Here is a 26828-nt window from a genome sequence, read left to right on the forward strand (position 1 = left end):
GAAACCTGGGATGATCGCCTGCGTGACCGCGAGATTCCTCACCGTCGGCGAGGCCCTCACCGACATCGTCGTCCCCGCCCAGGGCCCCCGCCGCGAGCACCCCGGTGGCTCCCCCCTGAACGTCGCCGTGGCGCTCGGCCGACTCGGCCACACCTCCCACCTGCTCACGCGCATCGGCGACGACGAGCGGGGACATGCCATCGCCGCGCATCTGCAGCGCTCCGCCGTGGAACTCACCCCGGGCAGCATCGACCACCGCCCCACCTCCACAGCTGAGGCCACCCTCGACGCCTCCGGCGCCGCCACCTACGTGTTCGACCTGGACTGGGACCCCGACCCGGCGGGTCTGCCGGAGCAGGTCGACGCCGTGCACACCTCCTCCATCGCCGCCGTGCTGGAGCCGGGGGCCACCACCGTCGCCCGGGTGCTGGACCAGTACCGCGCGGTCGCCACCATCAGCTACGACCCGAACGCCCGCCCGTCACTGATGGGGGATGCCGCCGCCGCCCGCGCCCGCATGGAGCAGATGGTGGAACGGGCCGACGTGGTGAAGGCCAGCGATGAGGACGTCGCCTGGTTCTACGGCACCGACGACCTCGAGGACGTCGTCTCCTCATGGCGACAGCGTGGACCCGCCCTGACCGTCATGACCCGCGGGGCGGGAGGCGCCGTCGGATTCGTCGGGGAGCACCGCGTCGAGGTGCCGGGCGTGCCCGTGGAGGTCGCCGACACCGTCGGCGCGGGAGACACGTTCTCCGCCGGGATCCTGCACGCCCTCGAGACCCTGGGGCTGCTCGGAGCCGCCCGCCGCGACGCCCTCGCCGCCCTCACCGCCGCCGACCTCGACCAGGTCCTGACCCGCGCCGCCGCCCTGGCCGCGGTCACCGTGTCCCGGCCGGGCGCCGATCCGCCCTGGGCCAGTGAGGTCGACTGACCCCCGTCCTCCCCACCCGTCCGTCCCGACCGCCCCGCACATCACGTCCGCCCCGTCGAAGGAGTCACCATGAGCGAGACCGAGTACCGCATCGAGCACGACACGATGGGCGAGGTGCGCGTCCCCGCCGCCGCCCTGTACCGCGCGCAGACCCAGCGCGCCGTGGAGAACTTCCCGATCTCCGGGCAGGGCCTCGAGCCGGCGCACATCCACGCCCTCGCCGAGGTGAAGAAGGCCGCCGCCCGCGCGAACCAGGAGCTCGGTGTCATCTCGGAGCAGATCGCTCAGGCGATCATCGCCGCCGCCGACGAGGTCATCGCCGGGGACCACGACGACCAGTTCCCGGTGGACACCTACCAGACCGGGTCGGGCACCTCCTCGAACATGAACATGAACGAGGTCCTCGCGACCCTCGCCACCCGGGCCTCCGGGCAGGAGATCCACCCGAACGACCACGTCAACGCCTCGCAGTCCAGCAACGATGTGTTCCCCACCTCCGTGCATGTGGCGGTGACCGGCGCGGTCGTCACCTCCCTGCTGCCGGCGCTCGACCACCTCGCCACCGCTCTGGAGGCGAAGGCGGAGGCGTGGAAGAGCGTCGTGAAATCCGGGCGCACCCACCTCATGGACGCCACCCCGGTGACGCTCGGCCAGGAGTTCGGCGGGTACGCCGCCGCGGTCCGCTACGGCATCGAACGGGTGCAGGCGGCGCTTCCGCGCACCGCGGAGGTCCCGCAGGGCGGCACCGCCGTCGGCACCGGCATCAACACCCCCACCGGGTTCCCGCAGAAGGTCATCGCGAACCTCGCCGAGCAGACCGGCCTGCCGATCACCGAGGCCCGCAACCACTTCGAGGCCCAGTCCAGCCGCGACGGACTGGTGGAGATGTCCGGGGCGCTGCGCACGATCGCTGTGTCCCTCACGAAGATCTGCAATGACCTGCGCTGGATGGGGTCGGGCCCCAACACCGGCCTGGGTGAGATCGCCATCCCCGACCTGCAGCCCGGTTCGTCGATCATGCCGGGCAAGGTGAACCCGGTGATCCCCGAGGCCGTGCTGATGGTGTGCGCGCGGGTGGTCGGCAACGATGCGGCGATCGCCTGGGGTGGCGCCCAGGGGTCCTTCGAGCTGAACGTGCAGATCCCGCTGATGGGCACCAGCCTTCTGGAGTCGGTGCGGCTGCTGGCGAACGCCTGCACGGTGCTGGCCGACAAGACCGTCGACGGGCTCGTCGCCAACGAGGAGAAGGCCCGCTTCTACGCGGAGGCGTCGCCGTCGATCGTCACGCCGTTGAACAAGCTCATCGGCTACGAGAACGCCGCGAAGATCGCCAAGCACGCGGTCGCGGAGCGCATCTCCGTGCGTGAGGCGACCATCGCCCTCGGGTTCGTCGAGCGCGGCGAGCTCACCGAGCAGCAGCTCGATGAGGCGCTCGATGTGCTGTCGATGACCGCGCCGAAGGCCTGATCCGCACCGGCGTGCGCGGCGGGCCCAGTGACCGCGTCACCGGCAGCGGAGCCCCGAGCAGCGAAGCCCCGAGCGGTGGCGCTCCCAGCGGCGACATGACCGGTGGGGTGCCCGGTCCGGCTGGGTCGGGCACCCCTCCCGGTGAACCGGTCGGGTGCCGTACCTGGGCCGACGCGGGCATGGTGGAGCCCCTCGACGAGCTCGACGGCGCCCCGTGGACACCGGACCACCTGGTCACGCTCGACGTGCGGATCCACGCGGTGCAGCCGGGGCAGGTGACCGCGTTGCTGCGTGACGGGATGCTCTCGATCGGCCCGGCCCGCCCGGTGCGCGGCGACGCGGGACCCCGGGACCGCAGCGGCCTGCTGGGTGGGGCCGAGATCCGGCTGAGCGTCCAGGCGACCGCGCTCGAATGCTGGTGGGTGGACCCTCCGGACGCGTGACACGCAGGCGCCGACGAACCCGGTCCACCGACAGCGACCACCGCGTCCAGAGACTCCGGTGACACGCTCAGGAGCGCCCAGCATCATGGCCCGGGGCGCCGCCCGACGCGCCGCCCGCCATCCCAGCGAGAGGAGCTCGCCCATGACCAGGAAGTCCGACGCCGCCGCCCGCGGCGCCCAGAACACGGCCCTCACCTCGACCTCCGGTGACGGCCGCGAGGGCCGACTCGACCGCTTCATCACGGATCTGCGCGACAAGGGCATCGACGGCACCGCCGGGTACGCCTCCGCCGATGCCGTGGCGCGCAAGGCCCTGCGCAAGGCCGGGGTCGGCAAGTCCGCCCTGACCGGGTCCGCGCCCGGCCGCGCCGCCACCGCGCAGCAGCAGGACAAGGCCATCCGCCACCTGGTGCGCGCGCACCGGCGCACCGTGACCCTCGGTGGTTTCGTCACCGGCCTCGGGGGCATCGTCACGCTGCCGGTGATGCTCCCGGCAAACCTCGTGGAGTACACCGTGCAGGCCAGTCGCCTCGCCGCCGCGATCGCCATCGTGCGCGGCCACGACGCCGACTCGCCGCAGATGCGCGACGCCGTCCTGGCGACGCTGCTCGGAGACGAGGCCTTCGACGTGATGCGCGCCGCCGGCGTCAGCGGCCTGAAGGGGCTCGCGGGCCGCGCCGCCCTCCGCCGCCTGCCGGGTATGAACCTCTCGCCGGCATCCGGGGCGATCGCGACCCGGCTGCTCAAGCGCTTCAGCCTCCACTCGGTGCGGGTGTTCGGCAAGGCCATCCCGCTGCTGGGCGCCGTGCTCGGGGCGTGGAGCGACCGCCGTCAGCTCAAGCAGGTCGTCGGGGCCGCCACCGAGGCCTTCCCCGCCCGCGGCTGACCCGGTGCGCGGTCTTGCGGGCGACCACGTCCGCACCGCCCACGGGACGGAGGCGACACGATGCCCGCCATATCAGGACGTCGTGTCGCCTCCGTCCATGTCTCCCCCCGGGCACCGGGGCGGGGGCCACCGTGGCCGCCCCGCCCCCGGCCCGTCACAGCACCGGTTCGTCCAGCACGTGCGTCACGAGCTCGGCCACCTTCGACCGCTCGGAGCGCTTCAGCGTGATGTGGGCGAACAGCTCATGCTCCTTCAGCGCCTCCACCACGCTCGCGATGCCGTCGTACCGTCCGATGCGCAGGTTGTCCCGCTGGGCGACGTCGTGTGTGAGCACCACCCGCGAGTTCTGGCCGATGCGCGAGAGCATCGTCAGCAGCACATTGCGCTCCAGCGACTGCGCCTCATCGACGATCACGAAGGCGTCGTGCAGGGAACGGCCGCGGATGTGGGTCAGCGGCAGCACCTCCAGCATCCCGCGGGAGAGCACCTCGTCGATGACGTTCTGCGAGACCATCGAGCTGAGGGTGTCGAACACCGCCTGACCCCACGGCCCCATCTTCTCGTGCTGGTCACCGGGCAGGTACCCGAGCTCCTGCCCACCCACCGCGTACAGGGGGCGGAACACCATGATCTTGCGCTGGCTGCGCCGTTCCAGCACCGCTTCCAGGGCCGTGCACAGCGCGAGAGCACTCTTGCCGGTGCCGGCGCGGCCGCCGAGGGACACGATGCCGATCGACTCGTCCAGCAGCAGGTCGATGGCGATGCGCTGCTCGGCACTGCGGCCGGCGATGCCGAACACCGTCTGGTCACCGGGCACCAGCCGCACCCGCTTGTCGGCGGTGAGCCGCCCCAGCGCCGAGCCGCGAGCACTGGTGAGCGTGACGCCGGTGTGCTGCGGGTGATGCGCGATCGACGGCACCTCGATGGTCTCCCCGCCGTACAGGGCGGTCATGGCGTCATCGTCGATCTCGGCGGAGACGAGGCCTGTGTACCCGCGGTCCCGCGCGAGCTCGGCGCGGTACTCCTCGGCGGGGATGCCGGAGGCCGAGGCCTTGATGCGCATCGGCAGGTCCTTCGACACCAGCACCACGTCGCGGCCCTCGAGCTGCAGGTTCTTCGCGACCGCGAGGATCCGCGTGTCGTTGTCACCGAGGCGGAAGCCGTCGGGCAGGGAGGAGACGTTCTGGTGGTTCAGCTCGACGTGCACGTGCCCGCCGGCGGTGCCGATCGGCAGCGGCTGGGAGAGGTTGCCGTGGCGCTCGCGCAGGTCGTCGAGCAACCGCAGGGCCTGACGGGCGAAATACCCGAGATCGGGGTGGTGGCGCTTGGCCTCGAGCTCGGTGACCACGACGATCGGCAGCACCACATCGTGCTCGGCGAAACGGGTGAGGGACTGCGGGTCGGCCAGGAGCACCGAGGTGTCCAGCACATAGGTGAGGGTGCCGGTCTCGACGCCGGGGAGCGGGGTCTGCACCGCGTCCTCCAGGGTCTCGAGGGTGGTGGTCGCGTCCATGGAGAGCCTCCCGTCACTCGGTGTGGCTCGACCGTAACGCGGCTCACAGGGCACATCCGGCGCGCCCCGCGCTCCAGCCCCGGGCGTTCACGAAAGCGTCATAGGCCGTTCGGCCGACGGTGCCGCCCCGTCCCCGTCAGCTGCCGAAGCGTCGCTCGCGCCGGGCGAAATCCTCCAGCGCGGCGGTGAGGTCCTCGCGGCGGAAGTCCGGCCAATGGGTGTCGCTGAACCACAGTTCGGAGTGGACCGACTGCCACAGCAGGAAACCGGACATGCGCTGCTCCCCGAGGTGCGGATGATGAGATCCGGGTCGGGCTGCCCGGCGGTGGCGAGGTGCCCGCCGATGGCACCCGCATCGATCCGCTCGGCGATGGCGTCGGCGGGCACTCCCTGGGCTGCGAGCTCCGCCACCAGGGTGCGCACGGCCCCGGCGACATCCTCCCGGCCGCCGTAGCCGATGGCGAGGTTCACCGTGAGGGCGTCATCAGCGGTGCCCGTGCGGTGAGCCGCCGCTGACCCGCCGGCCACACCAGACCCCTGCGCCGCCGCGAGGATCCGCTGCCGCGGCTCAGGAGGCACGAGCGACAGGTCCCCGATCACCCGCACCCGATGGCCGGCCGCGGCGCAATCCTCCGCCACACCCGCGATGATGCCCATCAGCGCCTCCAGCTCGGACGGGGGGCGGCGCAGGTTGTCGGTGGACAGCAGCCACACGGTCACCAGCGGGATCCCCAGTTCCCGGCACCAGCCGAGCACCTCCCCGACCCTCTCGGCGCCGCGGCGGTGCCCCTCCGCCGTGCTCGCCCCGACGGTCCGGGCCCAGCGGCGGTTCCCGTCGACGATGATCCCGAGGTGGTGCGGCAGGACCGCCGAGGCGTCGGCCGGGGAGTCGGTTGAGGCGTCGGCCGAATGGTCGGAGGGAACCCGGGTCGCCTGGACGTCCGGGAGCTCGACGTTCCGGAGCTGCTGCACGCCCGATCCTCCTGTCCCTCGGTACCTGCTCGTCCTCGCTGGTTCTCGATCCCCGCCATTATCGCCGCCGGTCCGGCCCTCCCCCGGCCCACCGACAGGGCTTCACCGGATCCGCACAGGACCCGCCCGGCCCCTCCCAGACGGCCCCCAGAGCACCCCCTAGAAAGCTACGGAAGCGTAGGTTACGGTGACGGCATGTCGAGCACGAACATGCCCTCCCTCCGGGACGACGCCCGCGCCCTCCAGGCCGACGCGCGGGAGCGGGCCCGTCTGCTCGCCGCCCGCCTGCCGAAGCCCCGCCTGCGCGGCATGCTGCACCTGATCGCCTTCCCCACCGCCCTGGTGGCGGGCCTGCTGCTGGTGGCCCTCGGGTCCGATCTCGCCACGCGTCTGGCCTGCGCCGTGTTCGTGATGACCGCGGGGATGCTCTTCGGGATCAGCGCCACGTATCACCGCGGCACCTGGCAGCCCCGCCACGCCCTGCTGCTGCGACGTTTCGACCACGCGAACATCTTCCTGATCATCGCGGGGACCTACACCCCCATCGCCGTGGCGCTGCTCCCGCCGGACGACGCCTCCACCCTGCTGGCGATCTGCTGGGGTGGCGCCGCGGTGGGCGTGGCCTTCCGCCTGTTCTGGACCGGCGCTCCGCGATGGCTGTACGTGCCCGCGTACGTGGCGCTCGGCTGGGTGGCCGTGTTCTACATGCCGCAGCTGCTGGCCGGGGGCGGCCCCTGGGTGGTGGGACTCATCATCGCCGGGGGTATCGCCTACACCCTCGGCGCTCTGGTGTATGCCCTGCGCCGCCCCGACCCGAGCCCCCTGTGGTTCGGGTTCCACGAGATCTTCCACACCGGCACGATCGCCGGCTTCGCCTGCCACTTCACCGCGGTGGCGCTGGCGATCAGCTGAGCCGATCGCTCGACCCGTCGTCGTCGCCGCGCTCGGCGGGCCCCGCCTCGCCGCGCGGGTCGGCACCGCGGGACGGATCCACCGCCCCGTCGTCCCCGCGTGCGGCGGACTCCCGCTCCGCCGCCTCCCGCTCCGCCGCCTCCCGCTCCGCCGCTTCCTCGGCATCGAGCTTCGCCTCGATGCGCTGTCGGGCCTGCAGTCGGCGGATCCGACGGGTCATGTCCATGGCCAGCAGCAGCACGGCCGCGGCGAGGATCAGAGCGGTGATCGCCCCCGCCACCCCCGGTGTGACCGAGGTCGTCGTGAAGCCCTCCCCCTCGGACGGCCCGGCCACCACCACGGCGGCGACGGTCTGCATCGGCATGTTCGCTCCTTCGGTGGGGCTGGCCGCGGGTTCTGCCGGGAACCCTCCGGTGTCTCCGGTGATCGGCAGGGTGGTCGTCCGGGGGCTCATCGCAGCCCCGCGAACAGGTCGGTCTCCGGCAGGGTCACCCCGATGCGGGAGAACCTCAGCTCGAAATCATCAGTGGGCCAGGCGGCGGTGAGCACGTCGTTCGCGATCATGAAGAACAGCCCCTCCGGGTCCACCTGGGTGGCGTGGGCGCGCAGCGCGGCGTCACGCACCTCCAGCCAGTCACGCACATCGACCCGCGTGGTCAGCAGGCGGTCCTTGCGCTCATCGAACCGCTCCAACCACTGCCGCAGATCGGTCGTGTCCTGCCCCTGCTCCTCGAGGTAGGCGACGACCGCGGCGTACTTCTGCCGGGAGAAGGCATTGTCGTAGTACAGCTTCGCCACGCTCCACGGTTCCCCGAGCTCCGGCAGATAGTCCGGGTCCGCGGCGCGGTCGAAGGCGAAGACGCTGATGCGGTGGGTCTGGATGTGGTCGGGATGCGGGTAACCGCCGTTCTCGTCGTACGTGGTCATCACGTGCGGCCGCAGCCGGCGGATCGCGGCGACCAGCGGCCGTGCGGCCTCTTCGATCGGCAGCAGCGCGAAGCATCCCTCGGGCAACGCCGGCAGCGGGTCACCCTCGGGCAGGCCGGAGTCGACGAACCCGAGCCATTCGTGATCGACCCCGAGGATGCGCTGTGCCTCGGCCATCTCGGCCCGGCGCACCGCGGGCAGATCCGCCAGGATCGACTCGTCGCCCTGCAGGCGCGGGTTGAGGATCGAGCCGCGCTCGCCCCCGGTGCAGGTGATGACGGTGACCTCCACCCCCTCATGGGCGTACTTCGCCGTGGTCGCGGCGCCCTTGGACGACTCGTCGTCCGGATGGGCATGCACGGCCATCAGGCGCAGGGGCTCGTGGGGGTCGCGGACGCTGTGGCTCACCCGCACGACTCTAGTGCCGTGGGCCGTGGACGTGCGCGCCGCCGGGATGCACCTCGAGGCGGATCGCACGCGAGGCGGGATACTGGGGGTATGCACCGCCCGTCCGTGGACCGTCCGACCGACCAGCCCTCCCCTGAGGCCGAGGATCTGTCCGATCGGTACGGTCGCCCGCTGGTCACGCCCCGCCTGTCCCGACTGCTCATGGGTCTGGGCGCGCTGGCGCTGGTGGCGCTGGTGATCGCGATCGGTGTGCGGTTCGCCGACCCGGGGGTGCGGTACGAGACGGTCGCCTACGAACACCGCTCCCCCACCTCGATCCAGCTCACCTTCAGCGTCACCATGCCGACGGGTCGCACCGCCCGCTGCACGGTCGAGGCCTTCGACGACCGCCGCGCGCAGGTCGGTTTCACCGAGGTGGAGATCCCGGCGCAGTCCTCCGCCGTGAGCGTGCACCGGGTGGAGATCACGACGCAGGGTGATGCGGTCGCTGCCGCGGTGAAGGACTGCCGCGCCGTCTGACCCCGAGTCTGAGTCTCTCCCGAGCCCGGCCTGTGCCCCGTCCGCAGCCCCGCCCCGCCGGTGGCGCGCCGTTCAGGAGCGGGCGGGCCTCCGTGAGGTCCCAGGGGCCCCGGTGTATGCTTGCGCGATCCCGGCACGTCGGACGGTGGGTCCGCGCCGGGACACCCCACGAACCTCACGGGGCGCATGCGGATCATGTGCCCCGTGCCCCGTGTCAGGGTCGGAACGACCCGGGCGCGATCGACAAGGAGCACAACACGCATGAACGACTCTCAGGGCACCTGGCTCACCCAGGACGCCTACGACCGACTCACCCAGGAGCTGGAGCAGCTCGAGGGCCCCGGCCGCACGGAGATCGCCGAGCGCATCGCCGCGGCCCGCGACGAGGGTGACCTCAAGGAGAACGGCGGCTACCACGCCGCACGCGAGGAGCAGGGCAAGATGGAGGCCCGCATCGCGGAGCTGAAGCGCCTGCTGAAGAACGCCGTGGTCGGCGAGACCCCGAAGGACGACGGCGTCGTCGAGCCCGGCATGGTCGTGACCATCTCCATGGCCGGTCAGGAGCGCACCTTCCTGCTGGGCAACCGCGAGATCGCAGATGGGGACGAGAAGCTCGAGGTGTTCTCGCCCGAGTCCCCGCTGGGCGCCGCGATCCTCGGCTCCTCGGTGAGCGACACCATCGACTACACCGCCCCCAACGGCAAGTCCCTGCCGATCGAGATCGTCAAGGCCACGCCCTACAAGATCTGATCGTCCGCGGCCCGGCGCCGCAGGTCCCACCCGTGGTCCGAGCCCCCGGCACGAGCCCCGGGTCCGACCCCTCGACGACGAACGGCCCCCGAGCATCCGCTCGGGGGCCGTCCCGTATCCGTGAGGGGTGCTCCGGATGGTCAGCGCACGTGCTCGACGCGCCGGGAGCCGGAGCGGGTGGACCGGGCGTTCCTCACCGGGGCGAAGGCCTCGTGGGAGGCCTCGTCCTGCCCCAGTTCCGGGCTCGGGTCGCGCCCCACGAGGTACAGCTGGGTGGCGTTGACGAAGGCCGCCAGCGGGATCGCGAACAGCGCACCGGGGATGCCGGCCACCATGGCACCGAGGGTCACCCCGAGGAACACCGCCAACGGATGCAGCTCCACGGCCTTGCCCATGAGGATCGGCTGCAGCACATTGCCCTCGATCTGCTGCACCGCCAGCACGATGCCGAGCATCACCAGCGCCAGCACCCACGACTTCAGCACCAGCATCAGCAGCACCGCCACGGCACCGGAGACGATGGCGCCGACCAGCGGGATGAAGGAGAACAGGAACACCAGAAGCCAGATCGGCACCGCATACGAACCGAGCCCCAGGGCCACCATGCCGATCGCGATGCCCACGGCGTCGACCGCAGCCACCAGGATCTGCGTGCGCACATACGCCGACAGCGCCTTCCAGCCCCGACGGAAGGCCTCATGGGTGGGGACGCGTGCCTCCGGCGGCAGCAGTCCGACGACCCACCGCCACACCCCGAGACCCCCGCTCAGGAGGAAGAACAGCGTGAACAGGGCGATCAGCATGCCGGTGAGGATGTTGCCCACCGTGGCGGCGGTACTGAGGGCACCGGACAGCAACGCATCCGCATTCGCCTCCAGCCTGGTCTGGAGCTCGGCGATCGCGGAGTCGATCATCGGGTCGTCGATGCCCAGGGTGGTGTTGGCCCAGTCGGTGAGCTGCTGGACACCTGCGACGGCTTTCTCCTGGATGTCGGCGAACTGGGCGATCAGCTGACGACCCGCGAGGGTGAACATCCCGGAGACCACCAGCACCAGGCACAGCATGGCCACGGCGCTCGCGGCGGCGCGGCCCAGGAACGTGTGCTGGGTGAGCAGCCGCACCAGCGGCGCGAGCATGGCCGTGAGCAGCACGGCGATGAGCACCGGGATCACGATGTCGGTGATCTTCGAGACCAGGCACAGCAACACGGCGAGCGCCGCGACGATCACCAGCAGGCGCCACCCCCAGGCCGCGAAACGACGGATCCCGAGCGGGATCTCCGCGACCTCCTGCGGTTGCACCACCTGCGCGGGCGGCGTCTCCCGACGTCGGTACCTCACCATGGCCTCTCCCTCCTGCGCGAGGGCGCCGCGGATCCGGCCCGGTGCCGGGGACGCCCGCGGGGCACTCTATCCGGTGCAGTGATCGGCGGTGTGTCCAGGTGCTCGACCCGGCACCGTCGCCGCTCGGGAGTCTCGACGTTCGTCGAGGGGGCACTGGCCATGCGGTGGCCCCCGGGCCAGGCGCCGGTCCCCTACCGTGAGGTCATGGACCATGAGCTCCCTCACTCCGATCCGGCCCCCGCCCTGGATCTGCGCGACCTGCGGAAGTCCTTCGACGGCCGGGAGGTCGTCCACGGGGTGAGCCTGCAGGTGCCGCGCGGCAGCTTCTACGGACTCGTCGGCCCCAACGGCGCCGGCAAGACGACCACCCTGTCGATGGCCACGGGTCTGCTGGTGCCCGACGGCGGCACCGCCCAGGTGCTCGGGCACGACGTGTGGGCCGACCCGGCGCCGGCGAAGGCCGTGATGGGGGTGCTGGCCGATGGTCTGCGGACCTTCGACCGGCTCACCGGGCGGGAACTGCTCACCTATGTCGGTCTGCTGCGACGCCTCGACCCGGCCGTGGTGGAGGAGCGCACCCAGTCGCTGCTGGAGACCCTCGGCCTGGCCGACGAGGAGGGAAAGCTGGTGGTGGACTACTCCGCCGGCATGACGAAGAAGATCCTGCTGGCGTGCGCTCTGGTGCATGCGCCGCGACTGTTGGTGCTGGATGAGCCCTTCGAGGCCGTCGACCCGGTGTCCGCCTCCACCATCCGGGAGATCCTGCTGGCCTTCGTGGCGGGCGGCGGCACCGTGATCCTCTCCAGTCATGTGATGGCGCTGGTGGAGGAGCTGTGCACACACGTCGCGGTCATCGCCGAGGGCCAGGTGCTGGCGCACGGTGAGCTCGAGGCCGTCCGGCAGGGACGCAGCCTGTCGGATCGCTTCCTGGAGCTGGTCGGTGGCGGCCACGTGGCGCAGGGAGGCCTGGCATGGCTGAATCAGTGACCGCCCCGGCCGCCATCGCCGCGACCCCGGCGGCCGCCACCGGCACCCTCACCCGCACCCTGGTGCGTCTGCATCTGCTGCTGTGGCGGCGCAGCTTCCGCAAGAACATCGGCAAGCTGATCGGCACGATCTTCCTCGGCGGATACGGTCTGTTCCTGCTGACACTGCTGGCGATCGGTCTGCCGGCGGTGGCCGCCCTCACCGATCCCGGTCTGATGCGCACCGTCGTGCTGACCGTCGGCACCGGCCTCGCCGTCGCCTGGCTGGTGGGGCCGCTGCTGCTGACGGGTCTGGAGGAGCCCCTGGATGTCCTGCGTTTCGCACCGCTGTCGCTGCGCGGGCGGGATCTGCGCCCGGGCATGCTGCTCGCGGCGCTGCTCTCCCTCCCGGGCCTGCTGACGCTGCTCGCCCTTGCGATCCTCACCGTGTGCGAAGCGCTCTGGTTCATGGGGGTGTTCTCCCCCGGGATGATGCCAGGCATCTCCCCGGTCGCGCTGGTCCTCGGCGGGTTGCTGTTGCTGCCGTGCCATCTCGGTCTGCTGGTGCTGTGCCTGCTGCTGCCGCGGGTGGTGATCACCTGGTCGGCGGCCCGGACCTCCTCCCGGCGCCGCCGGGAACTGGTCCCGCTGCTCGGGCTGCTGGTGTTCCTCGCCCTGATCTACGGCGGAGCGCTTCTGACCGGTGGCGGCGGTGCCGTGACGATCACCCCTGACGCCCTCATACCGGTGATGGAGGGCGCTGCGGCGGTGCTGCCGTGGACCCCGCTGGGGGCATTTGTCGCGGTGCCCCTGGATGTCGCCGCCGGGGTGTGGCTGATCGCCGCCGTGCGTGTGGTCATCGCCGTGGCGGGCCTGTGGCTGCTGTGGATACTGTGGGCTCGGGGGCTCGACCGGGCGATGGTGTCGGCCCTTGCAGGGCAGGCGTCCTCCGGGCGGACCCGGGTGAGTGCCCTGGTGCCGCGCGGTGTACCGGCCGGGCCCTTCGGGGCGTCCTTCGGGCGGGCTCTGCGGTACTGGCGGCGCGACTCCCGCTATCTCGGCTCCATGGCGGTGATCCCGCTGCTGGGGATCTTCCTGATGCTGATGCCGATCATGGCGGGGGCCACCGGCCCCGGGGTGGAGGTCTCGTTTCTCGGGCTGATCCTCGTGGGTCTGTTGTGCGGGGTCTCGCTCGGCAACGAGCTCGGTTTCGACGGCCCGGCGGGATGGGTGCAGATCACCACCGGTGCGTCACCGCGCACCGATCTGGCGGGGCGGATCGCCGCGATCGCTGTGGTCACGCTGCCGTTCGTTCTGCTGTTGGCGGTGGGTGCTGCGGCCCTCACCGGACGCTGGGAGCTGCTGGTGCCGACGCTGCTGGGCATCATCGGGGCGGCCTGTGGCGGCTGGGGTGTGAGCACGCTGGTGGGCACGCTCATGCCGTTCCCGACGGCCGCCCCCGGCACCAGTCCCTTCAAGGACCGCTCCTCCGCCAGCGGGGCCGCCATGCTCACCCTGTCGCTCGCGATGCTCGGGGTCCTCGTGCCGCAGATCCCCGCGATCGTGCTGCTGATCGTCGGGGCCGTGACCGGCGGTGGTGGGTGGCTGCTCGCTGCCGGGGCGGCGTCCCTGCTCGGTGGGGTCGTCGGCCTGGTGATCGGGGTGCACCTGTCGGGCCGATACCTGGAGCAGAACTACGCGCGGGTGTGGCAGCGGGTGCGCGCGTTCATCTGAGCGGCCGCTCCATGACGATCGCATCGATCGGCCCGCGCGCCGTGTGGTAGTACCCGGTGCGGCGGCCGATCGTCGTGAACCCGGCGCGGTCATAGAAGGCGCGGGCGCGGGTGTTGTCCTCGCGCACCTCGAGCAGCAGCCGGTCGGCGCCGCCGTTGCGGGCGGCGTCCTCGCACCACGCCAGCAGGGCCCGTCCGATGCCTCGGCCCGGGCGGGAGGTGCCGATGGTCTGCAGGTCGGCCATGTCCCCCAGGAGCATCACCCCGGCATATCCGATCACCTCGTCCTCAGCGGTGACGGCGCTGACGTACCGGCGCTGAGGGTGCTCCACCTCCGCGGCGATCTGGAACACCGTCCACGCCTCGTCGGGGAACAGTTCCAGGTCCAGGAAAGCGATCTGCTCGACGTCGTCCATCCGGGTGGGCCGCAAATGCCACGCGGGAGCCTCGTCCGCCGCCATCACGCTCACCGCCCCAGGGCGCTCTTGCGGGCGGTCGGTTTCGCGGCGTCCGGCGCCCGCAGGTACAACGGTTCGGTGGAGGTGAGGTCCTCGCCCTGCGTGGCCCACAGGTCCGCCACCCGCAGCAGATGCCCGGCGTCGACGACGGTCGGCGCATCGGTGGCGGGCAGCAGCTCCGGATACAGGGCGGTGCCCGACCCCACGAGGTGATCGGCGGCGCGCAGCTGCTCGGCGATCTCCGCGGGAGCGTCGACCGACGGTCCCGCGGTGCGCTCGAGGCGACCGCCGCACAGCGCATAGCGGGCGTGGTACACCTCGCGGCGGCGGGCATCCAGGGCCACCGCAGCGGTCGTCCCCGGGCGCACCGAACCCTCGGCCGCATCGATCCCGGCAGCCATGTCGGTCGCGCCGTCCGTGCCCCCGACCAGCACCTCGTGGGCGAGGGCATCGAGGGACACCACCCCGTACAGGGGGAGGCCGAGCACCGCGGCGATGGAGCGGGCGGTCACCAGACCCACCCGCAGGCCGGTGAAGGGGCCGGGGCCGCGTCCGACGACGACGGCGGTGAGGTCGGCACGGCGGGCGCCGGCTTCGGCGAGCACCTGGTCGATGAGGCCCATGAGCACCTCATCGTGGTGGCGGGCCCGCTCATCGGTGCGCGCGGCCACCACCCGCACCCCGCGGCCGAGCTCCCCCTCGGCGAGCGCGACGCTCACCGCCCCCGAGGTGTCGATCCCCAGCAGCATCAGTCCTCCTCCTGTGACGGGGCGGGCTCCACGGCGCCGGTCAGCGCGCGGCGCAGGGCCTCCCGCTCGGCGCCGTCCCAGCGGGGGCCGACGGCGGTGACGCGCAGGTGTCGCTGCTCGTCCCCGGCCCGGGACAGGTCCACCTCAGCATCCTCGGCATCGGTGCCTTCGGGGGCGGCCCCGGCGTGCTCCTCAGCCCGGTGCAGCTCCACCAGCAGGTGGGAGTCGGTCAGGTGCTCCACCCGGTCGCGGCCCCATTCCACGACGGTCACGGCCTCGTCCATGTCGGCCTCCAGGTCGAGGTCCTCAATGTCGAAGCCCCCGGCCAGGCGATACGCGTCGACGTGCACCAGCGCCAGCTCACCCGTCACCGGCGGATGCACCCGGGCGATCACGAAGGTCGGGGAGGCGACGGGGCCGCGCACCCCGAGCCCGTCCCCGAGGCCCTGCGTGAACGTGGTCTTGCCGGCGCCGAGGGGGCCGTCGAGCACCAGGAGGTCCCCGGCGCGCAGCTGCCCGGCGAGGGCGCGGGCGACGGCACGGGTGTCCTCGGCGCCGCGGGTGGGCACCGTGATCGGGGAGTCGACGCTCACGCGCCCTCCCCGCGCAGCTCGCGGCCCACCCGGACACTGACCGAGGTGAGGACCTCGTAGGGGATGGTGCCGGCGGCCTCGGCCCAGTCGGCGGCGGTCGGCACCCGCTGCCCGTCCCCGAGCACCGCGTCGGCGGCCTCCCCGAAGACGATCACGCGGTCACCGACCCGGGCGGTCGACTCCGGCCCCAGGTCCACCACAATCTGGTCCATGCTGATGCGGCCGATCTGCGGCACCAGGTCATCCCCGGTCCGGGTGCGCACCACCAGGCGGCCGCGCCCGGAGGCCGCGCGATGCAGGCCGTCCGCGTACCCGATCGGGACCAGGCCCAGGCGGGTGGGCACCGTGGTGGTGGCGGTGTGCCCGTAGCCGACAGGGGTCCCGGCGGGCACCTCCTTGACCTGGGCGATGCTGCTGGTGAGCGTGAGCGCGGGCCGCAGGCGAGCACCGTCCGGCAGGGGCAGCGGCGGGTACCCGTACAGGCCGATGCCGGCGCGGACGATGTCGCGGTGCAGATCGGGCCGGGCGATCAGGGCGGCGGTGTTCGCCAGATGCTGCAGGGGCACGGGGCCGACCTCATGGGTCACCGCCTCGACGGTGGCATCGAAGGCCTCCACCTGCCGGTCGAGGAACGGATCGGTGGGGTCGTCGGCGGTCGACAGGTGGGTCCAGATGCCGACGAGGTTCACATGGTCATCGTCGCGGGCGGCGGCGGCGAGTGCCCGTGCCGCGGCCGGAAGGGCCCCGCCGCGTCCCATCCCGGTATCGACCTTCAGGTGGATGCGGGCACGACGCTCCGCGGTGCGGGCGGCGTCCGCGACGACGCGCAGTGCCTCCGGGGAGCCGACGGACACGTCGATGCCGGCGCCGACCACGTCGACCATCAGCTCTCCGACGGCGGTGGGGTCGTACAGCCAGGTGAGGATCGGGACGTCGAGGCCGGCGCGCACCAGCGCCAGAGCGGAGGCGGGATGGGCGGCGCCCAGCCAGGTCGCTCCGCCGTCGAGGGCGGCCTGGGCGGCGGTGAGCATGCCGTGGCCGTACCCGTCGGCCTTCACCACCGCCATCAGGGCGGTCTGCTCATGCAGGAGGCCGCCGAGGACACGGGCGTTGTGAGTGATCGCGCCCCGGTCGATTACGGCGCGGTTCGGGCCCTGGCGCAGGTCCTCCGCCGGAATGGCGACGCTCATGCTCCTCCTTGTGCGGATCCGTGGTCGGATCCGGGCTGTGGTCCTGGCCCTCCCCAGCGGCGTATCCGGTCGGCGGCGGGCGCAGGGGTGAGGATAGCCGCGAGGACCTCCCCGAGGTGTGCGGGCACGTCGAGGGCGGTGATCGGCAGCAGCCCGTCGCGGGAGGCGCGGCGGGCGGCGCGTCCGTGCAGCAGCGCCGCCACGGCTGCGGCCTCCGGGCCGGGCAGGCCGTGGGCGAGGAGCGCGCCGAGGATCCCGGCGAGCACATCCCCGGCGCCGGCGACGGCGAGCTGCGCAGTGGCGTCGTCCTGGGAGAACAGCTCCTCGGGGGCATCCCCGGGGGCGATGACGGTGACGGCTCCCTTCAGCAGCACCGTCGCCCCGGTGGCGCGGGCGAGGGCGGTGGAGAGAGCTGCGGGACGCGCGGTGACGGACTGCGGCAGGCCCAACCGGTGGGCCAGTCGCACGGCCTCTCCGTGATGGGGGGTGAGGACGGTGTCCGGGCCGAAGTGCTGCTCGCGCAGGATCGCGTCCAGGCCCCCGGCGTCGACGACACCGGGCAGGCCCTCACGCAGCTCCTGGAGGGCGGCGGCGGCGCGCGGATCATCCCCGGGCAGGCCGGGGCCGACGACGAGGGCGTCGTGGCGGCCGTCCTCTCCCACGACCTCCGGGCGGCGCTGCAGCACCAGGTCGAGCACCCGCACGGGGCCGCGGTAGCGGATCATCCCCAGACCCGTGCGGGAGGCGGCCTCGCTGACCAGCACCGCCGCACCCGGGTAGCGGATGGATCCGGCGGCCACGGTGAGGACCCCGCGGGAGTACTTGTGGTCGCTGCGCCGGGCGCGCGGCCACAGGTCCCGCACGTCCGGATCCTCCAGGCGGCGCACGGCGGGCTGCGCGGGCAGGTGCGGGCCGAGGCCGATGTCGACGGGGATCACGCGACCGCAGGATTCCGTGGCCGGGGGCAGCAGCAGGCCGGACTTCACGGCACCGAAAGTGATGGTGGCGTCCGCCGTGAGGGCACCCTCGTCGACCGCGCCGGTGGTGGCGTCCACCCCGGTGGGGACGTCGACGGCGAGCACCAGGGCGTGGGGATCGAGGGCGGCGCGGGCGCGAGCCAGCAGGTCCCGCAGGTCGTCGGAGAGGTCGGGGCGGGCACCGGTCCCGAGCACACCGTCGAGCAGCAGGTCGGCGGTGGGCAGGTCTCCGGCGGTCGCCTCCGAGTCCACCACCCGCCCTCCGGCCTCCCGCAGGGCCTGGACGGGGCCGTCCTGCAGGGAGCCGAGGGCGGCGACGGCGGTGACGTGGGCGCCCTGGCGCGCGAGGTCCGCGCCCGCCAGCAGGGCATCACCACCGTTGGATCCGGGTCCGGCGAGCACCAGCACCCGCGCCTGCGGCAGCGGGAGGCGGCGTTCGCGCAGGGCGTCGGCGGCGTGGTCGGCGAGGGCCGTGGCGGCGCGCTGCATGAGGGGTTCCCCCGCCTGCAGCAGCGGCTGTTCGGCCGCGCGCACGGCGGCGCCGGTATGGGCGCGGATCATGGGTGTCCTCCTCGGTCGACCGGCCGGGGCGAGGTGCCGGTGCGCTCGGCGACGACGATCGCGGTGGCGATCGGGCCGTCATGCGAGAGCGACAGGTGCAGGTGGGTGACGCCGAGCTTCTCGGCGCAGGTCCGGGTGGCACCGGTCAGCACCAGGTAGGGGCGGCGGGCGGGGGTGCGCTGCACGGTGACGTCCTGCCAGGAGAAGTCCCCGGGCCGCCCGAGGGCCTTGCCCACCGCTTCCTTCGCGGCGACCCGCGCGGCCCGGGAGGCCGGGGACAGTGCCCGCTCGGGCGGTGTCAGGAGGCGGTCGCGCAGGGCGGGGACCCGACGCAGACGGGCCTCCAGCGCGGCGATCTCCACCACGTCGATCCCGACCCCGATGATGGCGGGACCGGCGAACCCGGGCCCGCCGATGCCCGGGGTGTCGTCGGGCGGCGGGAAGGCGAGGCCGCCCCCGGCGCTCGGGCCGGCGCCGGGGGTGGGGTCGGCGGGCTCACTCATGCGGGCCAGTATCCCGCAGTCGGTGGGCCCGCCGACCCGAGGTCACGCGAGGGACGTCACTCGACGGTGACGGACTTGGCGAGGTTGCGCGGCTGGTCGACGTCCAGGCCCTTGGCGGTCGCCAGTTCGCAGGAGAAGATCTGCAGCGGGATGATCGTCAGCAGCGGGGCGAACAGCGTGCGGGTCTGGGGCACGCGGATCACCTCATCGGCGTACGGCAGCACCGCGTCGTCGCCGTCCTCCGCGATCACCAGGGTCTTCGCACCGCGGGCGCGGACCTCCTGGATGTTGGAGACGACCTTCGCGTGCAGCGAGTCGCGGCCGCGCGGGGACGGCACGATGACGAACACCGGCTGCCCCTCCTCCACCAGGGCGATCGGCCCGTGCTTGAGCTCGCCGGCGGCGAAGCCCTCCGCATGGATGTACGCGATCTCCTTCAGCTTCAGTGCGCCCTCCATCGCCGTCGGGTAGCCGACGTGGCGACCGAGGAACAGCACGCTGGTGGCGTCCTTCATCTCCCGGGCCAGCTGCTCGACCTGCTCGGAGCCGTCCAGCACGGTCTGGATGTGCTGCGGGATCTGCTCGAGGTCCTCCAGCAGTGCGGCGATCTCGTCGGGGAACAGGTTGCCTCGCACCTGCGCCAGGTAGAGGCCCAGCAGGTAGCAGGCGGCGATCTGCCCCAGGTACGCCTTGGTGGAGGCCACCGCGATCTCCGGGCCCACATGCAGGTACAGGGCGGCGTCGGACTCCCGCGGGATGGTGGAGCCGCGGGTGTTGCACAGCGCGACGACCTTCGCCCCCTGCTCCTTGGCGTGGCGCACCGCCATCAGGGTGTCCATGGTCTCGCCGGACTGGGAAATCGCCACGACGAGGGTCTTCTCGGAGATCACCGGGTCGCGGTAGCGGAACTCGTGGGCCAGCTCCACCTCGGTGGGGATGCGGCACCAGTGCTCGATGGCGTACTTCGCGACATTGCCGGCGTTCGCCGCGGTGCCACAGGCCACCACCACGATCTTGTCGACACTGCGCAGCAGGGACTCGTCGATCTCGCCCTCGTCGAGCACCAACCGGCCGCCCTCGAGACGACCGAGCAGGGTGTCGGCCACGGCGGAGGACTGCTCGTGGATCTCCTTGGCCATGAAGGAGGCGTAGCCGCCCTTCTGCGCGGAGGCGGCGTCCCACTCGATGGTGTACCGCTTCGGCTCGGTGACCTCGGTGCCGTCGGCCTCGATCACGCGCACGCCCTCGGCGGTGACGGCGACGATCTGGTCCTGGTCGATCTCCAGGGCCTCCTTCGTCTCGTCGACGAAGGCGGCGACGTCGGAGCCGAGGAAGTTCTCCCCCTGGCCCAGGCCCACCACCAGCGGGCTGTTCCGGCGGGCGGCGACGACGGTGCCGGGGGCGTCGATGTGCACCGCCAGCAGGGTGAAGGCGCCCTCGAGGTGGCCGACGGCGCGGCGCATCGCCTCGGTGAGGTCGCCGGTCTGCTCCATCTCGCGTGCGACGAGATGCGCGGCGGCCTCGGTGTCGGTCTCGGAACGGAAGGTGTACCCCTGCTCCTCGAGCTCGGCGCGCAGGGACGCGAAGTTCTCGATGATGCCGTTGTGCACCAGGGCCAGCTCGTCGCGGCGGCCGCCCAGATGCGGGTGGGCGTTGCCGTCGATGGGCCCGCCATGGGTGGCCCAGCGGGTGTGGCCGATCGCCACGGGGCTCGAGGTGGCGGTGTCCTCCCCGAGGGCGTCCCGGAGGTTCTGCAGCTTGCCGGCGCGCTTGGTCACCTGCACCTGCTCGCCGTCGATCACGGCGACACCCGCGGAGTCATAGCCGCGGTACTCGAGGCGGGCGAGGCCCTGGAGGGCGACGTCCACGGGACGGGAGGACGGGGAGCTGGGGGCGGGGCCTGCATAGCCGACGATTCCACACATGCCGCTCACGGTACCGACCGCGGGCCCGTGCGCCACCGATCTCGCGCAGATGCCGGGCGAGGTGCGTCACGTTCCCGCGCTGTCGCGCCTGGTCATGGCAAGCGGTTGAGCGGTTCACGCAGAAACGATCATCCAGGCGCGCGCGTTCCTGACGTGTCGGGGCCGGTTCCGCATCCCGCGGAGCCACGCCCGGCGCTCTGGGAGAATGGACGACCATGAGAGGCCCCACCGCGTACTCGTCGGCCACCACCCCGTTCGACGAGATCCCCCGCGAGGACTGGGCGCGGCTGTCGACGCAGACCCCGCTGCCGCTGTCCGAAGAGGACGTGCAGCGCCTGCAGGGGCTCGGGGACCGCGTGGACCTCGCGGAGGTCGACGCCGTGTACCGGCCGATCTCCCGGCTGCTGTGGCTCCAGGTCGATGCCGCCCAGCGGTTGCGCCGGGCCCGCAGCGAGTTCCTCGGCGAGCGCCTGCGCCGCACCCCGTACGTGATCGGCGTGGCCGGGTCGGTGGCGGTGGGGAAATCGACCACGGCGCGTCTGCTGCGGGAGCTGATGGCGCGCTGGCCGGAGACCCCGAGGGTGCAGCTGGTGACCACCGACGGGTTCCTCTACCCCAATGCGGAGCTGGAACGTCGAGGCATCATGCACCGCAAGGGCTTCCCGGAGAGCTATGACCGTCGCGCCCTGCTGCGGTTCGTGGCGGAGGTGAAATCCGGCCGCGACGTGGTGGAGGCACCGGTGTACTCGCACCTGGTGTACGACATCGTCGAGGACGACCGGGTGCGGGTGGAGCGCCCCGACGTGCTGATCCTGGAGGGACTGAACGTGCTCCAGCCGGCGCGGCCGCGACGCGACGGTCTGCTGGGCCTCGCGGTGTCGGACTACTTCGACTTCTCGGTGTACGTCGACGCCCGGGTGGAGGATGTGCAGCGCTGGTACGTGGAGCGGTTCCTCACGCTGCGGCGCACCGCCTTCACCGATCCGCAGAGCTACTTCCGCCGCTATGCGGAGCTGTCCGACGAGGAGGCCCGCGACACCGCACTGCAGATCTGGCACAGCATCAATGGCCCGAACCTCGCCCAGAACGTGCTGCCCACCCGCGGCCGAGCGGACCTGGTGCTGCGCAAGGGCGCGGACCACCAGGTCCACTCGGTGCTTCTGCGGCGGGTCTGAGCGGCACCGGAGGGCCGGGGACAGAGGCCGGGGTCAGAGGGCCAGGCGCTCCCGCACCACCCCGGCGAGACGCTCGGCGATCTCGTCGGCGTGCTCCTGCGTGGCGGCCTCGACCATCACGCGCACCAGCGGCTCGGTGCCGGAGGGGCGCAGCAGCACGCGGCCGTTGTCGCCCAGCTCGGCCTCGGCGGCCCGCACCGCCTCCTGCACACCGTGGTCGATCCCGGCGCGCTGCTTGTCGACACCCTTGACGTTGATCAGAGACTGCGGCATGCGGGTCATCACCGCGCCGAGCTCCCGCAGGGAGCGACCACTGGTGGCCATGCGCTGCAGCAAATGCAGCGCGGTGAGCTCCCCGTCACCGGTGGTGGCGTAGCGGGACATCACCACGTGGCCGGACTGCTCCCCGCCGAGCACGTACCCGCCGAGGGTCATCTCCTCCAGCACGTAGCGGTCGCCGACGGCGGTCTGGGCGAGGTTGATGCCGTGCTCGCGCATGGCGAGCTTCAGCCCCAGGTTGCTCATGACGGTCACCACCAGGGTGTCGTCGGCGAGTTCCCCGCGCTCGTGCAGGTCCAGCGCCAGGATCGCCATGATCTGGTCGCCGTCGATGACGGTGCCGTCGGCGTCCACGGCGAGGCAGCGGTCGGCGTCACCGTCGAAGGCCACACCGGCGTCGGCGCCGTGCTCCCGCACCGCAGCCTGCAGCTTCTCCAGATGGGTGGAGCCGACGCCCTCGTTGATCTGGCCGCCGTCGCTGCGGTCACCGATCACGTGGACGGTGGCGCCGGCGGCGCGCAGCACGGCCGGGGCGGTGAGGTAGGAGGCGCCGTTGGCGCAGTCCGCCACGACGGTCAGGCCGGTGAGGTCGGTGGTGAGGGTGGAGCGCAGATGCTCGACGTACTCCTCGACGGCGTTCTCATACGGCCGGATCTCACCGACGTCGGTGCCCTGCGGGCGGTCCCAGCTCTCCCCCAGACGGGCCTCGATCGCGTCCTCCACCTCGTCGGGCAGCTTCGTGCCGCCGCGGGCGAAGAACTTGATGCCGTTGTCGGCGTGATGATTGTGCGAGGCGGAGATCATGACGCCGAGATCCGCTCCGGTCTTCTCCACCAGGTGGGCGAGACCGGGGGTCGGCAGCACCCCGGCGTCGAGCACATCCACCCCGGCGGAGGCCAGGCCTGCGCTCACCGCGGCGACCAGGAACGGGCCGGAGGGCCGGGTGTCGCGGGCGACGATCGCGCGGGGGCGGGTGGCGGTGTCACGGAAGGCGCCGAAGTCGGCGAGAACGTGGGCCGCGCCCACTGCCAGCTCCACCGCGAGCTCGGCGGTGATGTCGTCGTTGGCGCGTCCGCGCACGCCGTCGGTGCCGAAGAGTCGGGCCACGGGTTGTCCTCCCAGGTCGGGGTCGATGGGTCGAGGGTAGCCCTCGCGGATCACGGCTCCCCGCCGACGCGCGGCGGCCGCACTCCGTAGTCTGGAGGGTATGCCCGATGCCGCTCCGCTCCCCCGGATCCCCGCGACGATGATCACCTCCTTCGTGGGGGATCGCACGGCCTCGCAGGGTTTCGCTGCGGCCCGGGAGGGCCGGGTGGAGCATCTGCAGTGGGAGGTGGAGCGCGGGCTGCTACGGGCGGCGGTGCGGGAGGCCGTGGACCCCGAGGCACCCATCGACGAGGTCGAGGTCCACTGCGAGGAGCTGGACGAGGACTCCGTCTCCCGGCGTTTCTGGCCGCAGGAGGCGGGGGGTGTGTGGCGGCCGCTGACCTCCCGCTGCACCTGCCCGGAGGAGACCCACTGCGTGCACGCGGCGGCGCTGCTGTATGCCGCGGATGCCCGTCGTGAGGCCGAACAGCGGGAGCGCCCCACCCCGCAGTGGCGGACGGTGCTGCACGGCCTGCTGCGGGAGGAGGGACCTCGCGAGGCCCCGGTGCCGCTGGCGCTGCGGGTGGTGCTGGAGGCCGCCACGCCGCAGCCGGGAGGCGCGCCCGCGGGACGCTCCGCCCGCCACGCTGCGCGACCGGAGGACCTCACCTCCGGGTCGGAGCTGCATGCCGGTCTGCAACCGCTGCGACGCGGGGCCCACGGTGGCTGGGTGCGGGCGGGCCTGAGCTGGCGCACCTTCGAATTCCGCATGCCCCGCACCGAGTTCGTGCCCGCGCAGGCCGATGCCCTCACCCGCGTGTTCGCCGCCGCCGGCACGGAACGCAGCTACGCCTCCGGCTCCCCCGACCTGATCTGGCTGTCGGCCGCCGGGGCGGGACCGGTGTGGGAGGCGCTGCGCGGTGCCCGCGACGCCGGGGTGACGCTGCTGCCGCCCGCCGATTTCCCCGCGGTGGCACTGGCGGCGCAGGCCGACGCCGACCTGGACCTCACACGGGACGATGCGGGGCTGCTGCTGCGTGTGCGGCTGCTGATCGCGGGACTGCAGGAGGCAGTGGCGGATCCGCGGCCGCTGGGGGTGACCGGTGCGGCGGGTCTCGACGCCGACGGGACGCTGGTGATGGCGCCGCTGCTGTCCCCGCTGCCGTCGAGCCTGCGGCGCCTCGCCGCCGACGCGGACGGGCTGCGGATCGCGCCGGAGGAGGAGGCGGACTTCCTGGCCGTCGCCTATCCGAAGCTGCGCGATGTGCTGACCGTCGGCAGCAGCGACGCCAGTGTGGAGCTGCCGCGCATCCCCCCGGCGACGCTCGAGGCCACCGCCGCGTACACCGAGGGTGACCGGCTGACGCTCACCTGGGCCTGGCACTACCACGACCCCGATCGGGTGGTGCCGATGGCCCCCGGGGTCGGCGGCCGTCGCGACCGCGCCCACGAGGAGGAGGTCCTGGCGCGGGTGCGGACCGTCTGGCCGACCGCCGGCGGTGAGGACCCCGAGCGCCTCTCCGGTGTCGACACGGCGCAGTTCACCACCCATGTGCTCGACGCCCTGCGGGCCGAGGACCACGTGGACGTGCGGATCACCGGCACCCGCCACGCCTACCGTGAACTGGACGCCGCCCCGCAGGTGCGGGTGACGCAGGTGCCGTCGGAGGGTCGCACCGACTGGTTCGACCTCGCCTTCCGCATCACCGTCGACGGACGCGAGATCCCCTTCCCCTCCCTGTTCCGGGCGCTCGCCTCCGGCAGGTCCCGCCTCATGCTCGAGGACCGCACGTTCTTCTCGCTGGACCACCCGGCCTTCGACGTGCTGCGACGTCTCATCTCCGAGGGCCAGGAGATGGCCGAGTGGGAACCCGACCACCAGTCCCTCAGCCGTTACCAACTGGATCTGTGGGACGACCTGGGCCAGATCGCCGTGGAGCTGGAGACCGCGGCGGAGTTCGAGGCGACCCTGCGGGCGCTGCGCGCCACCGACGCCGGGGCCGGGGCCGGCGCAGGGACCGACACCGGCGCGGGGACCGCGGCCGGGACGACGGAGGCGTCCGCCATCCCGCCCGCCACCCTCACCACCGCCTTACGCCCCTACCAGCTGGACGGGTACCGCTGGCTGCGGACCCTGTACGACCTGGGCCTCGGGGGGATCCTCGCCGACGACATGGGCCTGGGGAAGACCCTGCAGACCCTCGCCCTGATCGCCCACGCCCGCGAGAGCGCCGACGCGGGAGCCGCCCCCTTCCTGGTGGTGGCACCCACGTCGGTGCTGCCGGTGTGGCGGGAGGAGGCCGCGCGGCACATCCCCTCGCTGCGGGTGGCGGTGCTGGACCGCACCACCCGCGCCCGCGGCAGCGACGTCACCGCAGAGATCGAGCGGGCCGACGTGGTGGTGACCAGTTACGCGGTGCTGCGGATCGACCAGGAGCAGCTGATCTCCCGGCCGTGGAGCGGGCTGGTGCTGGATGAGGCCCAGTTCGTGAAGAACCCGCGCTCCCGCACCCACCAGGCGGTGCGGCAGGTGAGCGCACCGTTCCGCCTGGCGATCACCGGCACCCCGATGGAGAACTCCCTCGACGACCTGTGGGCGGTGTCATCCCTGGTCACCCCCGGACTGCTCGGCACGCACATCGGGTTCCGCCGGCGCTATGCGATCCCGCTGGCCGCCGGGGAGCACCCGGAGCGGATGGAGGAACTGCGCTCCCGCATCCGACCGTTCCTGCTGCGCCGCACCAAGGACCTCGTGGTCCGCGACCTGCCGGAGAAGACGGAGCTCGTGGTGCGGGTGCCGCTCAGCCCCGACCATCGGGCGCTGTACGACCGGGTGCTGCAGCGGGAGCGGACGAAGGTGCTGGGACTAATCGAGTCGGATGCGGAACGGTCGCGGTTCATCGTCTTCCGCTCCCTGACGCTGCTGCGGATGCTCGCGCTGGACCCGGGGATCGTCGACGGCGAGGCCTACGACGATGTGCCGAGCTCCAAACTGGCCGCCCTCATGGACCGCTTGGATGAGGTCCTCGCCGACGGCCACCGGGTGCTGCTGTTCAGCCAGTTCACCTCGTTCCTGCAGCGGGTCGCGCAGGAACTGAGCGACCGCGGGGTGTCCTTCGCCTACCTCGACGGCTCCACCCGGGACCGCGACGGGGCGGTGGAGGCGTTCCGGCAGGGCGAACTGCCGGTGTTCCTCATCTCCCTGAAGGCCGGAGGTTTCGGTCTCACCCTCACTGAGGCCGACTACGTGGTGCTGCTGGATCCGTGGTGGAACCCCGCTGCGGAGAACCAGGCGATCGACCGCGCCCACCGCATCGGCCAGGACCGCCGGGTGATGGTGGTGAAGCTCGTCGCGGAGGACACCATCGAGGAGAAGGTGCTCGCACTGCAGCAGCGCAAGGCCGCGCTGTTCGACGCCCTCACCGACGACGGGACGGCATTCCAGAAGGCCATGACGGCCGACGACATCCGCGACCTGCTCGGCTGAGACCCGGGATCAGCCCCGGGCCGGTCCCCGTCGAGGCCCGGACGGTACCCGCAGACGACGACACCCCCGACCG

At 72.5% G+C, this 26828-nt stretch carries 24 protein-coding genes; 11 read left to right on the forward strand and 13 right to left on the reverse strand.

The features are described from left to right. Nucleotides 1–22: 22 nt before the first annotated feature. The 4 genes from JSY14_RS03800 (at nucleotide 23) to JSY14_RS03815 (ending at nucleotide 3730) form a co-directional block, all read left to right on the forward strand. The gene (locus tag JSY14_RS03800) at nucleotides 23–934 is read left to right on the forward strand and encodes a carbohydrate kinase family protein (protein WP_259557432.1); all 912 of its coding nucleotides are present in this window, start codon (nucleotides 23–25) and stop codon (nucleotides 932–934) included. Between the two features lie 69 nt (nucleotides 935–1003). Next, nucleotides 1004–2401: a class II fumarate hydratase gene (locus tag JSY14_RS03805; RefSeq protein ID WP_259557433.1), complete on the forward strand. Its 1398-nt coding sequence runs from the start codon at nucleotides 1004–1006 to the stop codon at nucleotides 2399–2401. A 179-nt stretch (nucleotides 2402–2580) separates the two neighbouring features. Beyond that, the gene (locus JSY14_RS03810) at nucleotides 2581–2844 is read left to right on the forward strand and encodes a hypothetical protein (protein WP_259557434.1); all 264 of its coding nucleotides are present in this window, start codon (nucleotides 2581–2583) and stop codon (nucleotides 2842–2844) included. A gap of 142 nt (nucleotides 2845–2986) precedes the next feature. Next, on the forward strand, nucleotides 2987–3730 hold the full coding sequence (locus tag JSY14_RS03815) for an EcsC family protein (protein WP_259557435.1): 744 nt from the start codon (nucleotides 2987–2989) through the stop codon (nucleotides 3728–3730). Between the two features lie 154 nt (nucleotides 3731–3884). On the opposite strand, the gene phoH2 is transcribed toward JSY14_RS03815, so the two are convergent. Next, on the reverse strand, nucleotides 3885–5243 hold the full coding sequence (gene phoH2 / locus JSY14_RS03820; RefSeq protein WP_259557436.1) for an RNA 5'-3' helicase PhoH2: 1359 nt from the start codon (nucleotides 5241–5243) through the stop codon (nucleotides 3885–3887). An 87-nt stretch (nucleotides 5244–5330) separates the two neighbouring features. Further along, the gene (uppS, locus tag JSY14_RS03830; protein ID WP_432803599.1) at nucleotides 5331–6215 is read right to left on the reverse strand and encodes a polyprenyl diphosphate synthase; all 885 of its coding nucleotides are present in this window, start codon (nucleotides 6213–6215) and stop codon (nucleotides 5331–5333) included. Nucleotides 6216–6410: 195 nt separating this feature from the next. Between uppS and trhA the strand changes: the two genes are divergently transcribed. After that, nucleotides 6411–7127, forward strand: coding sequence for a PAQR family membrane homeostasis protein TrhA (trhA, locus tag JSY14_RS03835; protein ID WP_259557438.1), 717 nt, complete (start codon nucleotides 6411–6413; stop codon nucleotides 7125–7127). On the opposite strand, the gene JSY14_RS03840 is transcribed toward trhA, so the two are convergent. Together JSY14_RS03840 and mca are read right to left on the reverse strand one after the other, a co-directional pair. Then, nucleotides 7120–7491, reverse strand: a complete 372-nt coding sequence (locus tag JSY14_RS03840) for a hypothetical protein (protein ID WP_259557439.1) — start codon at nucleotides 7489–7491, stop codon at nucleotides 7120–7122. The genes trhA and JSY14_RS03840 overlap by 8 nt on opposite strands. An 86-nt stretch (nucleotides 7492–7577) precedes the next feature. Continuing rightward, nucleotides 7578–8420 (reverse strand): mycothiol conjugate amidase Mca, encoded by an 843-nt coding sequence (mca, locus tag JSY14_RS03845; protein WP_259559541.1) that lies wholly within the window; start codon nucleotides 8418–8420, stop codon nucleotides 7578–7580. Between the two features lie 132 nt (nucleotides 8421–8552). Between mca and JSY14_RS03850 the strand changes: the two genes are divergently transcribed. After that, nucleotides 8553–8981: a DUF4307 domain-containing protein gene (locus JSY14_RS03850; protein ID WP_259557440.1), complete on the forward strand. Its 429-nt coding sequence runs from the start codon at nucleotides 8553–8555 to the stop codon at nucleotides 8979–8981. 261 nt (nucleotides 8982–9242) lie between these two features. Then, the gene (greA, locus tag JSY14_RS03855; RefSeq protein ID WP_259557442.1) at nucleotides 9243–9731 is read left to right on the forward strand and encodes a transcription elongation factor GreA; all 489 of its coding nucleotides are present in this window, start codon (nucleotides 9243–9245) and stop codon (nucleotides 9729–9731) included. A gap of 140 nt (nucleotides 9732–9871) precedes the next feature. On the opposite strand, the gene JSY14_RS03860 is transcribed toward greA, so the two are convergent. Next, nucleotides 9872–11074 (reverse strand): AI-2E family transporter, encoded by a 1203-nt coding sequence (locus tag JSY14_RS03860; protein ID WP_259557443.1) that lies wholly within the window; start codon nucleotides 11072–11074, stop codon nucleotides 9872–9874. Nucleotides 11075–11278: 204 nt separating this feature from the next. On the opposite strand from JSY14_RS03860, the gene JSY14_RS03865 reads away from it, so the two are divergent. Further along, a complete protein-coding gene (locus tag JSY14_RS03865; protein ID WP_259557444.1) occupies nucleotides 11279–12061 on the forward strand; it encodes an ABC transporter ATP-binding protein in 783 nt (260 codons plus the stop codon). Beyond that, nucleotides 12046–13773 carry a hypothetical protein gene (locus JSY14_RS03870; protein ID WP_259557445.1) on the forward strand — a complete coding sequence of 576 codons (1728 nt, stop codon included), beginning with the start codon at nucleotides 12046–12048 and terminating at the stop codon, nucleotides 13771–13773. The genes JSY14_RS03865 and JSY14_RS03870 overlap by 16 nt, the downstream gene beginning before the upstream one ends. Here JSY14_RS03870 and JSY14_RS03875 read toward each other — a convergent pair. Genes JSY14_RS03875 through glmS form a run of 7 tightly spaced genes read right to left on the reverse strand, consistent with a single transcriptional unit; the run spans nucleotide 13766 to nucleotide 20728 of the window. Next, nucleotides 13766–14233, reverse strand: coding sequence for a GNAT family N-acetyltransferase (locus JSY14_RS03875; protein ID WP_259559543.1), 468 nt, complete (start codon nucleotides 14231–14233; stop codon nucleotides 13766–13768). The two genes, JSY14_RS03870 and JSY14_RS03875, sit on opposite strands and share 8 nt — an antisense overlap. A gap of 5 nt (nucleotides 14234–14238) precedes the next feature. After that, nucleotides 14239–14979, reverse strand: coding sequence for a tRNA (adenosine(37)-N6)-threonylcarbamoyltransferase complex dimerization subunit type 1 TsaB (gene tsaB / locus JSY14_RS03880; RefSeq protein WP_259557446.1), 741 nt, complete (start codon nucleotides 14977–14979; stop codon nucleotides 14239–14241). Further along, nucleotides 14979–15572 (reverse strand): tRNA (adenosine(37)-N6)-threonylcarbamoyltransferase complex ATPase subunit type 1 TsaE, encoded by a 594-nt coding sequence (gene tsaE / locus JSY14_RS03885; RefSeq protein ID WP_259557447.1) that lies wholly within the window; start codon nucleotides 15570–15572, stop codon nucleotides 14979–14981. The genes tsaB and tsaE overlap by 1 nt, the downstream gene beginning before the upstream one ends. Next, nucleotides 15569–16762 carry an alanine racemase gene (gene alr, locus JSY14_RS03890; protein WP_259557448.1) on the reverse strand — a complete coding sequence of 398 codons (1194 nt, stop codon included), beginning with the start codon at nucleotides 16760–16762 and terminating at the stop codon, nucleotides 15569–15571. Before alr ends, tsaE begins: the two co-directional genes overlap by 4 nt. Next, nucleotides 16759–18300, reverse strand: coding sequence for an NAD(P)H-hydrate epimerase (locus JSY14_RS03895; RefSeq protein WP_259557449.1), 1542 nt, complete (start codon nucleotides 18298–18300; stop codon nucleotides 16759–16761). The genes alr and JSY14_RS03895 overlap by 4 nt, the downstream gene beginning before the upstream one ends. After that, complete coding sequence (locus tag JSY14_RS03900; RefSeq protein WP_349773582.1) at nucleotides 18297–18803, reverse strand: holo-ACP synthase; 507 nt, start codon at nucleotides 18801–18803, stop codon at nucleotides 18297–18299. Before JSY14_RS03900 ends, JSY14_RS03895 begins: the two co-directional genes overlap by 4 nt. A 56-nt stretch (nucleotides 18804–18859) precedes the next feature. After that, on the reverse strand, nucleotides 18860–20728 hold the full coding sequence (gene glmS / locus JSY14_RS03905) for a glutamine--fructose-6-phosphate transaminase (isomerizing) (protein ID WP_259557450.1): 1869 nt from the start codon (nucleotides 20726–20728) through the stop codon (nucleotides 18860–18862). Nucleotides 20729–20943: 215 nt separating this feature from the next. Between glmS and coaA the strand changes: the two genes are divergently transcribed. Further along, nucleotides 20944–21903 carry a type I pantothenate kinase gene (coaA, locus tag JSY14_RS03910; RefSeq protein ID WP_259557451.1) on the forward strand — a complete coding sequence of 320 codons (960 nt, stop codon included), beginning with the start codon at nucleotides 20944–20946 and terminating at the stop codon, nucleotides 21901–21903. Nucleotides 21904–21936: 33 nt separating this feature from the next. Here the strand turns inward: coaA and glmM are convergent, their stop codons facing one another. Then, nucleotides 21937–23289: a phosphoglucosamine mutase gene (gene glmM, locus JSY14_RS03915; protein ID WP_259557453.1), complete on the reverse strand. Its 1353-nt coding sequence runs from the start codon at nucleotides 23287–23289 to the stop codon at nucleotides 21937–21939. Between the two features lie 100 nt (nucleotides 23290–23389). Here glmM and JSY14_RS12390 point away from each other — a divergent pair, with 100 nt between their 5' ends. Continuing rightward, entirely contained in the window at nucleotides 23390–26755 is a 3366-nt protein-coding gene (locus JSY14_RS12390) for a DEAD/DEAH box helicase (RefSeq protein WP_285892244.1), read from the forward strand. The last annotated feature ends 73 nt before the right edge of the window (nucleotides 26756–26828 follow it).

Source organism: Brachybacterium sillae, from assembly GCF_025028335.1.
GTDB classification, from domain to species: Bacteria; Actinomycetota; Actinomycetes; order Actinomycetales; family Dermabacteraceae; genus Brachybacterium; species Brachybacterium sillae.

Excerpts from the sequence above, each read along its gene's own strand:
- JSY14_RS03805 (WP_259557433.1), top strand. The coding sequence starts at position 1,004 with ATGAGCGAGACCGAGTACCGCATCGAGCACGACACGATGGGCGAGGTG.
- JSY14_RS03810 (WP_259557434.1), top strand. The coding sequence starts at position 2,581 with ATGGTGGAGCCCCTCGACGAGCTCGACGGCGCCCCGTGGACACCGGAC.
- JSY14_RS03815 (WP_259557435.1), top strand. The coding sequence starts at position 2,987 with ATGACCAGGAAGTCCGACGCCGCCGCCCGCGGCGCCCAGAACACGGCC.
- phoH2 (WP_259557436.1), bottom strand. The coding sequence starts at position 5,243 with ATGGACGCGACCACCACCCTCGAGACCCTGGAGGACGCGGTGCAGACC.
- trhA (WP_259557438.1), top strand. The coding sequence starts at position 6,411 with ATGTCGAGCACGAACATGCCCTCCCTCCGGGACGACGCCCGCGCCCTC.
- JSY14_RS03840 (WP_259557439.1), bottom strand. The coding sequence starts at position 7,491 with ATGCCGATGCAGACCGTCGCCGCCGTGGTGGTGGCCGGGCCGTCCGAG.
- mca (WP_259559541.1), bottom strand. The coding sequence starts at position 8,420 with ATGGCCGTGCATGCCCATCCGGACGACGAGTCGTCCAAGGGCGCCGCG.
- JSY14_RS03850 (WP_259557440.1), top strand. The coding sequence starts at position 8,553 with ATGCACCGCCCGTCCGTGGACCGTCCGACCGACCAGCCCTCCCCTGAG.
- greA (WP_259557442.1), top strand. The coding sequence starts at position 9,243 with ATGAACGACTCTCAGGGCACCTGGCTCACCCAGGACGCCTACGACCGA.
- JSY14_RS03860 (WP_259557443.1), bottom strand. The coding sequence starts at position 11,074 with ATGGTGAGGTACCGACGTCGGGAGACGCCGCCCGCGCAGGTGGTGCAA.
- JSY14_RS03865 (WP_259557444.1), top strand. The coding sequence starts at position 11,279 with ATGGACCATGAGCTCCCTCACTCCGATCCGGCCCCCGCCCTGGATCTG.
- JSY14_RS03870 (WP_259557445.1), top strand. The coding sequence starts at position 12,046 with ATGGCTGAATCAGTGACCGCCCCGGCCGCCATCGCCGCGACCCCGGCG.
- JSY14_RS03875 (WP_259559543.1), bottom strand. The coding sequence starts at position 14,233 with ATGGCGGCGGACGAGGCTCCCGCGTGGCATTTGCGGCCCACCCGGATG.
- tsaB (WP_259557446.1), bottom strand. The coding sequence starts at position 14,979 with ATGCTGCTGGGGATCGACACCTCGGGGGCGGTGAGCGTCGCGCTCGCC.
- alr (WP_259557448.1), bottom strand. The coding sequence starts at position 16,762 with ATGAGCGTCGCCATTCCGGCGGAGGACCTGCGCCAGGGCCCGAACCGC.
- JSY14_RS03895 (WP_259557449.1), bottom strand. The coding sequence starts at position 18,300 with ATGATCCGCGCCCATACCGGCGCCGCCGTGCGCGCGGCCGAACAGCCG.
- JSY14_RS03900 (WP_349773582.1), bottom strand. The coding sequence starts at position 18,803 with ATGAGTGAGCCCGCCGACCCCACCCCCGGCGCCGGCCCGAGCGCCGGG.
- glmS (WP_259557450.1), bottom strand. The coding sequence starts at position 20,728 with ATGTGTGGAATCGTCGGCTATGCAGGCCCCGCCCCCAGCTCCCCGTCC.
- coaA (WP_259557451.1), top strand. The coding sequence starts at position 20,944 with ATGAGAGGCCCCACCGCGTACTCGTCGGCCACCACCCCGTTCGACGAG.
- JSY14_RS12390 (WP_285892244.1), top strand. The coding sequence starts at position 23,390 with ATGCCCGATGCCGCTCCGCTCCCCCGGATCCCCGCGACGATGATCACC.